The sequence below is a fragment of the Bradyrhizobium sp. CCBAU 65884 genome (assembly GCF_028128835.1).
GTDB classification, from domain to species: domain Bacteria; phylum Pseudomonadota; class Alphaproteobacteria; order Rhizobiales; family Xanthobacteraceae; genus Bradyrhizobium; species Bradyrhizobium ottawaense.
Window position 1 is genome coordinate 500,142 of sequence record NZ_LBJU01000134.1, and the last position, 8,583, is coordinate 508,724.

The following is an 8,583-nucleotide window of genomic DNA, read 5'->3' on the forward strand; positions in this document are numbered from 1 at the left end:
TCCGTCAACCTCTCGCGATGTCGGCCATCGCCGCGCGGCTGCCGCGATCGACGTCGCGCAGGAGCTTATAGACCTCCCGTTTGCGGGTGTGAAACGCGGCCATGTCGGGCGCGGTCGGCTCGCTCTTCCGTCCCAGCGCCGACATCTTTGCCATGGTCTCGCCGATCGAGGCATAGGCGCCGCCGGCCACCGCCCCCAGCATCGCAGCCCCCAGCAGCACCGGCTCCCTGGTCTGCGGCAGCGCGACGGTGAGGCCCGTCGTATCCGCCATGATCTGCCGCACCAGCGGGCTGCGGCTCGCACCGCCCCCCATGATCATGATGCTGGAGCGAACGCCATGCGCGGCAAAAGCCTCGATCACCTCGGCGAGCCCATAAGCGAGCCCGCACAGGCCGGCGACGAACAGCCGCTCCATCGCGGCGATGTCGGTGTCGAGATCGAGGCCCGCGATCACCGCGCGCGTATCAGGGTCGGCATAGGGCGAGCGGTTGCCGATGAATTCGGGGAGAACATGGATGTCGCGGGCGAGCAGCGCGGCACGGCTGGCGCTGCCTGCGCGCGCGATGATGCGGCGCTCGAGGAAGTCGATGAGGTCGAGGCCCTCGCTGCGCGCCGCCGCGCTCGCCTCGGTGTGGCCCGGATGCGACTTGAGCAGATGGTCGATCGCCGCCCCCGCGGCCGACTGGCCGCCCTCGTTGAGCCAGAAATCAGGAACCATGCCGGAATAATAAGGCCCCCACACGCCGGGAACGAAGCACGGCTCCGTCGTCGTCGCCATGATGCAGGCCGACGTTCCCATGATGTAGGCAAGCCGGTCATTGACATCGCTCGCCCCGCCCGATCCGTCGCGGCCGCCGATCGCGCCGATGCCGCCGGCATGGGCATCGATCAGCGAAGCGCCGACCGGTATGCCCGGCGACAGGCCGAGCTCGGCAGCAGCTATACGGGTGAGCCCCGCACCGAGCCGCGTGCCGGGGGCGACGATCTCGGTGCCGATGCGGGCGTATTTCTCGTTGACGAAATCAGACAGGCCGATGCGCTTGAAGAATTGCGCGCTCCAGCCGCCGCGATCATGGGCGAGATAGTTCCATTTGCAGGTGACGGTGCAGGTCGAGCGCTGGAGCGAGCCGGTCGCGCGCCAGGTCAGATAATCCGCGAGATCGAAGAAGTGGCCGGCGGCGTCGAAGCTCGCGCGCAGATGCCGCTTCAGCCATAGCAGCTTCGGCATCTCCATCTCTGGCGAGATCGAGCCACCGACATAGCGCAGCACGGCGTCCTCGGTCTCATTGATTAGCCGCGCCTCGGCGATGGCGCGATGATCCATCCAGACGATGACATTGCGTTGCTTGTCGCCGGATGCGCTGACCGTGAGCGGCTCGCCCTGCCTGTCGAGGACAACCAGCGAACAGGTCGCGTCAAAGCCGATGCCGCCGACGCTGTCGGGCGCGATGGCGGCTTCCGCCATCGCGGCCCGCACCGATGTCGCGCAGGCGTCCCAGATGTCCTGGGACGATTGCTCGACGATATCGCCGGCCTCGTGCCAGATCCGGATCGGATGCCGGGCGGTGGCCAAAAGCGTGCCGGCCTCGTCAAACACTCCGGCCCGCGTGCTCGTGGTCCCCACGTCGACGCCGATATACGCTCGCGGCATTGTCGCTCCCGGTCGCTTTCCGTCAGCTTTGACGGTGAGCCTACCAGCAAGTATAGCCGCCATCCACCAGCACGATGCTGCCGGTCATCAGGCTCGCGGCCTCCGACGAGAGGAACAGCACGACCGAGGCGATCTCCTCGACCTGCCCCATCCGCGCCATCGGGGTTCCGCCGATCCAGGCGTCGTACATTTTGGCGTTGCTCTTCACGAAAGCGTTGAGCGGCGTCTCGATATAGGTCGGCGCCACCGCATTGACGCGGATGCCGCGCGCGCCCCATTCGGCAGCCAGCGATTTGGTCAAATGATGCACCCCCGCCTTGGAGGCATTGTAGAAGCACTGCTCCTGCGGCTTGTTGACGATGAAGCCGGACATCGAGCCGACATTGACGATGGCGCCGCTTTTCGCCTTCAGCATGTGCTTGCCGAACTCGCGGCAGCACCAGAAGGTGCCGTTGAGATTGACGTCGATGACGTTGAGCCAGTGCTCGTCGGTCACGGTCTCCGCCGGGGTTTCGCTGCGGGCGATGCCGGCATTGTTGACGAGGATGTCGACCTTGCCATGGCGGGCGAAGAGGTCGTTCGCGACCTCCGCCACGCGCTTGGTGTCGGTCACGTCCATGATCGCGGTCTCCACGTCAAAGCCCTTCGCCTTCAGGCTGGCCTTGGCGCTGTCGGCGACCTTGCTGTCGCGGTCGCCGATGATGACCCTGGCGCCGGCTTCGGCCAGCGCTTCCGCGCAACCAAGGCCGATGCCCTGCCCGCCGCCGGTGATGAACGCGGTCTTGCCGTTCAGCTTGAATTTTTCCAGGTACATGGTGATCTTTCCGTTTCTTGCCGTTTTCTTGTCAGTTCCGAAGCGCGTTGCCGCTTGCGTCGAAGCGATGAATGCGCGCGGGGTCCGGCACCAGCGACACATGGTCGCCGGCATGCAGGCTCAATTCACCGATATAGCGTGCGGTCAGCATCCCGAGCGGGCCGGCATCGACATAGAGGAAAGTGTCGCTGCCAAGATGCTCGGCCACCGCGATGGTCCCCTGCCAGCCTCCGGTGCCATCGCGGTCGATCTTGAGATGCTCCGGCCGGACGCCGATGGTGGCAGCACCACGTTGCAACGCGAGCTCGCCCGTGACGAAATTCATCTTGGGCGAACCTATGAAGCCGGCGACGAAGAGATTGGCCGGCCGCTCGTAGAGCTCCAGGGGCGAGCCATATTGCTCGATCTTGCCGCCGTTGAGCACGACGATCTTGTCGGCCATGGTCATGGCCTCGACCTGGTCGTGGGTGACGTAGATCGCGGTGGTGCCGAGCTGCTTCTGCAGCCGCGTCACCTCGATTCGCATCTGCACGCGCAGCGCCGCATCGAGGTTGGACAGGGGCTCGTCGAACAGGAACGCCTTGGGCTCGCGCACGATGGCGCGGCCAATCGCGACGCGCTGGCGCTGGCCGCCGGAGAGCTCGCGCGGCTTGCGATCGAGATAGGGCGTGAGGTTCAGCGTTGCGGCGGCGGCCTCGACCTTGCGGTTGATCTCGTCCTTGGCGAGGCCCGCCATCTTCAGGCCGAAACCGATATTGCCGCGCACGCTCATATGCGGATACAGCGCGTAGGACTGGAACACCATCGACAGCCCGCGCTTGGCGGGCGGCGTATCGACGACGTTCTTGCCGTCGATCAGGATCTTGCCGCCAGAGACGTCTTCGAGTCCGGCGATCAGCCGCAAGAGCGTGGTCTTGCCGCAGCCGGACGGACCGACAAACACCACGAAGGAGCCATCGTCAATCTCGAGGTCGGCGCCCTTGATGATGTGCACGGGGCCGAAGGATTTCTGCACGTCCTGAAGTGTGATCTGACCCATGATCCGGCAGCCCCTTTACTTCACCGCGCCGAAGGTGAGCCCGCGCACGAGCTGCTTCTGGCTGAACCAACCGAGGACGAGAATGGGCGCGATCGCCAGCGTCGAGGCCGCCGACAGCTTTGCCCAGAACAGCCCTTCCGGGCTCGAATAGGAGGCGATGAACGTGGTGAGGGGCGCCGCGTTCGAGGTGGACAGGTTGAGCGTCCAGAACGCCTCGTTCCAGGCGAGGATCAGATTGAGCAGCATGGTGGAAGCCAGCCCCGGGATCGCCATCGGCGTCAGCACGTAGACGAGCTCGCGGCCGATGGTGGCGCCGTCCATGCGCGCGGCTTCAAGGATGTCGCGCGGGATCTCCTTGAAATAGGTGAACAGCATCCAGATCACGATCGGCAAGTTTCCGAGACACAGGATGAAGACGAGGCCGATGCGGGAATCGAGCAGGCCGAAGGTCTTGTAGATCAGGTAGATCGGCACCAGCACGCCGACCGGCGGCATCATCTTGGTCGAGAGCATCCAGAGCAGGATGTCCTTGGTGCGCTTGGTCGGCGAGAACGCCATCGACCAGGCCGCCGGGATCGCGATCAGAAGCGCAATCAGCGTCGAGCCGCCTGCGATGATGACCGAGTTCATGGCGTGGTGGAAATAGTCGCTGCGCTCCTGCACGGTCGCATAGTTTTCGGTAGTCCAGTGGAAGAACAGAAAGGATGGCGGGATGGCGAAGGCCTCCAGCTCGGTCTTGAAGCTCGCCAGCACCATCCAGAGAATCGGGAAGAAGATCAGGAAGCCGAACAGCCAGGCTACCGCCGTCGAGACCACCACCCGCCGCGTCGTCGCCATCCGTGCCATGCTTCAAGCCTCCAGATTGCGGCCGACGATGCGGACGAGGAAGAAGGCGACGACGTTGGCGATCACCACCGCGACGAGGCCGCCCGCGGAGGCGCTGCCGACGTCGAACTGGATCAGCGCCTGCGAGTAGATCAGGAAAGCGATGTTGGTGGTCGACAGTCCCGGGCCACCGCCCGTGGTGACATAAATTTCCGCAAAGACCGTGAGCAGGAAGATCGTCTCGATCAGGATCACCACGGTGATGGGCCGCGCCAAGTGCGGCAGCGTGATGTAGATGAAGGTCGAGACGGCGCTGGCGCCGTCCATCTCGGCGGCCTCCTTCTGCTCCTCGTCGAGCGACTGCAGCGCGGTGAGCAGGATCAGCGTCGCGAAGGGCAGCCATTGCCACGTCACGATCAGGATGACGGCAAACAGCGGCAAATCGTTGAACCAGTCGATCGGCGTCAGATGGAACAGCGAGGCGAGCCAGGCGAACAGACCGGACACCGGATGCATCAGCAGGTTCTTCCAGACCAGCGCGCTCACCGTCGGCATCACGAAGAACGGCGCGATCACCATCAGCCGCACGAAATTGCGGCCGATGACCGGTTGGTCCATCAAAAGCGCCAGGGGAATGCCGAGCAGGATCGTCAGCGCGAGCACGGAGCCGACCAGCACCAGCGTGTTCTGGAGCGAGGCCAGGAAGGCGGGATCGGTGAGGAAGTAGCGGAAGTTCTCCAGCCCGACGAATGATTCCGAGCCGGGATCGAGCAGGCTGTAATGCAGCGTCGAGAAATAGATCGTCAGCGCCAGCGGGACGATCATCCAGATGAACAGCAGCCCGACGGCCGGCGTCAGGAGCGAGCGCGCAAGAGTCTGCGTCTGCCGGGTTGCCATCAACGCTTCTCCGCTGGCGGGAAGAAGGCGGCCATCCATGACGCTGGATGGCCGCAAGTCTGAGCTCAGGAGGAAGAGCTCGGGTTCACTTGATGTAGCCGGCGCGCTTCATCTCGCGCTCGGTCGCGGACTGCGCGGCGGTCAGCGCGGCATCGACCGTCATCGAGCCCGCAAGCGCGGCGGAGAATTGCTGGCCGACCTGGGTGCCGATGCCCTGGAATTCGGGGATCGCAGCGTATTGCACGCCGACATACGGCACCGGCTTCACCGTCGGCTTGTTCGGATCGGCCGCGTCAATCGAGGCCAGCGTCAGCTTGGCGAACGGGGCGACCTTCAGATATTCATCGTTCTTGTAAAGCGAGGTCCGCGTGCCCGGCGGCACGTTGGCCCAGCCCTCCTTCGATGCCACGAGCTTGGTGTAGTCCTTGCTCGTCGCCCAGGCGATGAACTTCTCGGCGGCTTCCATCTTCTTGGATCCGGCGGGGATCGCGAGATTCCAGGCCCACAGCCAGTTGGCGTTCTTGCCGAGCCCGGTGTTGGGCGCGAGCGCAAAGCCGACCTTGTCGGCGACCTTGGAATCCTTCGGATTGGTGACGAAGGACGCCGCCACCGTGGCGTCGATCCACATCGCGCATTTGCCGGCGTTGAACAGCGCCAGATTCTCGTTGAAGCCGTTGGAGCTTGCGCCGGGAGGGCCGGCTTCCTTCATCAGATTGACGTAGGTCGTGAGCGTCGTCTTCCATTCCGGCGTGTTGAACTGCGGCTCCCACTTCTCATCGAACCAGCGCGCGCCGTAGGAATTGGCCATCGCGGAGAGGAACGCCATGTTCTCGCCCCAGCCGGCCTTGCCGCGCAGGCAAATGCCATAGGTGCCGGCGCTCTTGTCGGTGAGCTTCTTGGCGGCATCGACCACGAAATCCCAGGTCGGCTTCTCCGGCATCTTCAGGCCGGCCTTCTCGAACAGATCGGTGCGATACATCACCATCGAGCTCTCGCCGTAGAACGGCGCGGCATAGAGCTTGCCGTCGGCGGTGACCGCGTCCTTGATCCTGGGCAAGAGGTCGGCGACGTCGTAATCGGCGCCGAGATTGGCGAGCGGCACCAGCCAGCCCTTCTTGGCCCAGATCGGCACCTCATAGGTGCCGATGGTGAGCACGTCGAACTGACCGCCCTTGGTGGCGATGTCGGTGGTGACGCGCTGACGCAGCACGTTCTCCTCCAACGTCACCCACTTCACGGCGATATCCGGGTACTTCTTGGTGAACTCGGCCGTCAGCCCCTGCATGCGGATCATGTCGCCATTGTTGACGGTGGCGATCGTCAGGGTCGTTTCGGCCATCGCGGGGACGGCCAACAACAGAACAGACGCGCCGCAGACGGCGCCCAAGACATGTTTCACGGTGACCTCCCTCAAACTCGCGTTTGAGCATATGCCCACGCGTTGGGCGTATGTTCAACGCAAGGGAGGAGGATTGTCAAGCAGGCGCGAAGCCGTTTGCGCAACTTATGAGTGCTGCGGTGCGGGAGGGGTGGGAGGTCGTGCGTTGCAGAAGCGACGGTAGTTGTTCGGATCGAGCGCCGCGGCTTGCTTCACCTCTCCCGTTTGCGAGAGCGGGAGCCGTGTCCCTTTGCCGTGCGAAGCCCGCCTACCGCTCCAAAATCGCCCTTGCCGTCGTCTCGTCGGTAATCAGCCCGTTGATCAGCCCGCCGTTCAGCGCCGCCGCGATCGCCGGCACCTTGGCGGCACCGACCGCGGCGGCGATGGTCGTGGTCTTCGCCGGCACTTCCGGCGGGATGCTGGTGAGGCGCTTGTTGGTGCCGGCCTTGAGCAGGCGGCCCTTGGAATCATAGGCCCAGCCGGTGATCTCGCCGATGGCACCCAGCCGCATCATCTCGAACAATTCGTCGCGAGTGACGAAACCGTCGACATGCACCTGCGCCTTCTGGTCCATCTGGCCGATGCCGACGAGGCGCAAGTCCGCCTTGGCCGCGACCGCCTTCACCTTGGCGATCGGCTCGATGCGGACCATCTTGTTGCGCTCGTCCTCGGACGACATCAGGAACGGCAGCGGCATCGGATAGTGCCGCGCTCCCGTGCGGTCTGCGAGTCGGCCGACGGTGTCGTAAAAGCTCGCCGAACCGTCCGCGGAGATGGTGCCGACCAGCGAGACGATCTGATGGTTGGGCCTGTCGATCGGCGTGACGCGCTCGACCGCGGCGCGCACCGCACGGCCGGTGCCGAGCGCGACGATCACCGGCGTCTCCGAACGCAGCGTCGCATCGAGCAGATTGGCGCAGCGTTCGGCGATGCCTGCGGTGGCCTGCGGCGCCGCGGGATCAGCGGGCACCACCTCGCAATGAGCAAGGTCGAAACGCTCCTTCAGGCGCGCCGCAAGCTCCATGCAGGCGGCGATGGGATGTTCGAGCCGGAAGGTGATGAGGCGCTCGGCAAGGCACAGCGACACCAGCCGCTGCGCCGAGGCGCGCGAGACCTGCAGCATCTTTGCGATCTCGTCCTGGGTGTGACCGGCGATGAAATACAGCCAGCCGGCGCGCGCGGCATCGTCGAGTCGCGACTTGTCGTTCTCGGCGGCCATGCGGGCCTCACGCCTCCCAGAAATCGCTCATGCGCGCGAAGACCCGATCGGCCCCCGCCTCGGACAATATAGCCCGCCCGTCGCGTCCGCGGTAATGGCTGCCGCCGACAAATCCCCAGACGGTCATGCCGGCCGCCTTGCCGGCCTTGACGCCGCTGACGCTGTCCTCGATCACCAGCGTGCGCGCAGGTTGCACTCTCATCTTTTCTGCCGCGAGGAGAAAGAGGTCGGGCGCCGGCTTGCCATGCCGGACCATCTGCGCGGTGTAGAGCCGCTCGCCGAAATGCGCCCTCAGGCCTGTGACGTCGAGGGAGAGCGCGACGCGGTCGAGGTCGCTGGACGAAGCCACGCAAAACGGCACGGACAGGTTGGACATCACGCCGGCAATGCCGGGAATCGGCTCAAGCGAAGCTGCGAACGTCGACAGCACTTGCGACTTCAGGCGCGGCAGAAAGCCGTCGGGCACGATCTGCCCGAGATCGCGATAATGCTGCTCGATCGCCTTGGTGCTGCGCCCGAGAAAGAGCTCGAGCGCCTGCTCCTGGCTGAGCGCGATGCCGAACTCGGCCAGCACCTCGGACAGGCATCGGCAGCTCAACAGCTCGCTGTCGACGAGCACGCCGTCGCAATCGAAGATGATCAGATCGGGTCTTGGCTCGCCGCGGTCCATCCGGCCATACGATCATATACTCAAGCTATGAGCAATAGTTCACCGGAGGACCGGGCGCCGCGGGGGCGCGCCGGATGAGCGCGCGACCGG

General features: G+C 64.9%; 8 protein-coding genes. All 8 read right to left on the reverse strand.

All coding sequences use genetic code 11. The features are described 5' to 3' along the window. Positions 1 to 4 precede the first annotated feature (4 nt). A complete protein-coding gene (locus tag XI03_RS40200) occupies positions 5 to 1,651 on the reverse strand; it encodes an FGGY-family carbohydrate kinase (protein WP_028142413.1) in 1,647 nt (548 codons plus the stop codon). 40 nt (positions 1,652 to 1,691) lie between these two features. Further along, a complete protein-coding gene (locus XI03_RS40205) occupies positions 1,692 to 2,465 on the reverse strand; it encodes an SDR family NAD(P)-dependent oxidoreductase (protein ID WP_271595228.1) in 774 nt (257 codons plus the stop codon). A 31-nt stretch (positions 2,466 to 2,496) separates the two neighbouring features. After that, a complete protein-coding gene (locus tag XI03_RS40210) occupies positions 2,497 to 3,504 on the reverse strand; it encodes an ABC transporter ATP-binding protein (RefSeq protein WP_271595229.1) in 1,008 nt (335 codons plus the stop codon). A 15-nt stretch (positions 3,505 to 3,519) separates the two neighbouring features. After that, positions 3,520 to 4,350 (reverse strand): carbohydrate ABC transporter permease, encoded by an 831-nt coding sequence (locus XI03_RS40215; protein WP_028142410.1) that lies wholly within the window; start codon positions 4,348 to 4,350, stop codon positions 3,520 to 3,522. Positions 4,351 to 4,353: 3 nt separating this feature from the next. Continuing rightward, on the reverse strand, positions 4,354 to 5,226 hold the full coding sequence (locus XI03_RS40220; RefSeq protein ID WP_038947890.1) for a carbohydrate ABC transporter permease: 873 nt from the start codon (positions 5,224 to 5,226) through the stop codon (positions 4,354 to 4,356). A gap of 85 nt (positions 5,227 to 5,311) precedes the next feature. Further along, positions 5,312 to 6,625 carry an ABC transporter substrate-binding protein gene (locus XI03_RS40225; RefSeq protein ID WP_152103233.1) on the reverse strand — a complete coding sequence of 438 codons (1,314 nt, stop codon included), beginning with the start codon at positions 6,623 to 6,625 and terminating at the stop codon, positions 5,312 to 5,314. Positions 6,626 to 6,872: 247 nt separating this feature from the next. Beyond that, complete coding sequence (locus XI03_RS40230; RefSeq protein ID WP_028142407.1) at positions 6,873 to 7,823, reverse strand: sugar-binding transcriptional regulator; 951 nt, start codon at positions 7,821 to 7,823, stop codon at positions 6,873 to 6,875. Positions 7,824 to 7,830: 7 nt separating this feature from the next. Beyond that, positions 7,831 to 8,493, reverse strand: coding sequence for an HAD family hydrolase (locus XI03_RS40235; protein ID WP_271595230.1), 663 nt, complete (start codon positions 8,491 to 8,493; stop codon positions 7,831 to 7,833). Positions 8,494 to 8,583: the final 90 nt, after the last annotated feature.